The 1,973-nt window shown below is 44.1% G+C and carries 1 protein-coding gene; it reads right to left on the minus strand.

Annotated features, from left to right (window positions below; genetic code table 11):
* Positions 1 to 123: 123 nt before the first annotated feature.
* Complete coding sequence (gene ltrA / locus GQR56_RS21130) at positions 124 to 1,413, minus strand: group II intron reverse transcriptase/maturase (RefSeq protein ID WP_166115344.1); 1,290 nt, start codon at positions 1,411 to 1,413, stop codon at positions 124 to 126.
* Between the last annotated feature and the right edge of the window lie 560 nt (positions 1,414 to 1,973).

Here is a 1,973-nt window from a genome sequence, read left to right on the forward strand (position 1 = left end):
TAATTCTACAGCCTATCGTGGTAGAGCGACCTATTGCTAGGCCGACCCCACACAGATCCGGACGTGCGGAACTACCGCATCCGGCTCTTCAGTTATATATTCACTCGTGTAAAACACACGACCCTAGTACCAATCAACAAGGATATTTCGCTTGCTGACTTTGATACTCTCAATATTAAAATACTCTAACATCTTCTTGAAATTACTCCAGTTATAACTTCGTCGACCACTACGCCTGTTCAACCATTTATATAAGGTATGCAAAGCATAATCGTATACTCCTGCCAAACTTCGGCTGTTGTCGGGAAGCCCGAAATAGTTTCTAAACCCTATCAGTTTTCGTTTTAATTGGGGTAGCCATTCTCTCAACTTAAATGAACACTTAGCTTTGATCCATTGGTAATATTCACTCAGCGTTGCCTTTTGCTTCTTCGCGCCAGTGCGCCGCCGCAGTCTTGGTTTACCCGATGAATCTGTGCCCCAGTAAAACTCGAACCCTAGAAAGACAAAATGACGTTTTCGACCAACGTGAAATCGGCTGAAGCGCATTAACGATGTTTTGTCTTGTGCAACGTCTAAGTTGAATTTCTTTAATCGCTTCGGTAGTACCTTATAAAAGCGCTCTGCGTCATTCGCATATTGAAACGCGCAAACAAAATCATCTGCATAACGTATCATCATTGCTCTGCCGCGCATCTTTGGCTTTACCTTCTTTTCAAACCACAGGTCTAACGCGTAATGTAGATAAATATTAGCAAGCACAGGACTGATAATACCGCCCTGTGGGCTGCCACTCGATGGTTTGGTAAAGACACCATCGGGGGATTTTATCCGTGCTTTTAACCACTGGTTAATTAAATTAAGTATCGCCTTATCATCGATGCGTTGTTTGAGCATGTCCATCAACCATTCATGATCAAGGTTGTCGAAAAAGCCTTTAATATCAGCCTCTACAATATAACCATAACCTTGAAACTGTAGATTAAGTGTCAAACTATGCACCGCTTGATGCGCGCTTTTATTCGGTCGATAACCATAACTATTGCGCATAAAGTCTTGCTCCCAAATACTTTGCAGGATCTGGCTAACACTTTGTTGCACAAGTTTGTCATCAACCGTTGGCAGACCCAAGGGCCGTTGTTTACCGTTCGATTTAGGGATGAAAATGCGTTTAATATCATTAACTCGGTAGCATTTCTGCTTAAGCTGCTGACCTAAACGGTCGATATTTTCGATTAGCTTTGCCTTGTACATAGGCATAGTAATGCCATCAATACCGGGTTTAGCTAATTTATTGAGTTGGCCCCAACTTTGATACAGGCTGCCGGTATTTAGCAGTCCATATAAATTCTGAAACCTGTGCTTAGGGTGAGTGTGTGCTTTAAATGCGATGGCATTAAGTGTTGTTGTCATAGTGATCCCAGCCCTACTTTGTCTGGACTATGTGGCGGCTTAATACCGAATATAACTGTCAGCTCCTTCGCCATGTACAAGGCTTTCCCCTGCTCAGACTACTATGGGCTGATCTGACTTCCAAAGGGTCATCGTTGGCTTTGCTTTTCGTTAAGCTTCTCTACCACTATCCATGTGGAACGCCTTTGGATCTCTCAAGTTCTCAATACATCTCTCTACACATGCCACGGCTTGTAAACTCCGCTGACTCTCTACAGCCTAACCAATACGGCTGTTTTGCATGGACTTCGGTAGCGTTGCAAACCTCGTCAGTCAGATCTAATATTTATCGGAGCGATACCAGCACTTCAGGACCACGACAGCCCCTATGGCCTACATAATTCTCTGTGTACGCTTCACCAATATTGTTCGTGTGATGCAGTCCTCACTGCTGAAAAGAACTTGCTAATCTCACACTCCGCCAAAGGCGCAACACTCGATACAGGTGGTTGGTTAAACCTTACCTGACAGGGACTTGCACCCTGCAAGATGCATCAAGCTTAGCTTGACGCACCAACGCC

Origin of the sequence: Pseudoalteromonas sp. Z9A5 (genome assembly GCF_011378875.1) — a bacterium.
In the GTDB taxonomy this organism is placed as follows: domain Bacteria; phylum Pseudomonadota; class Gammaproteobacteria; order Enterobacterales; family Alteromonadaceae; genus Pseudoalteromonas.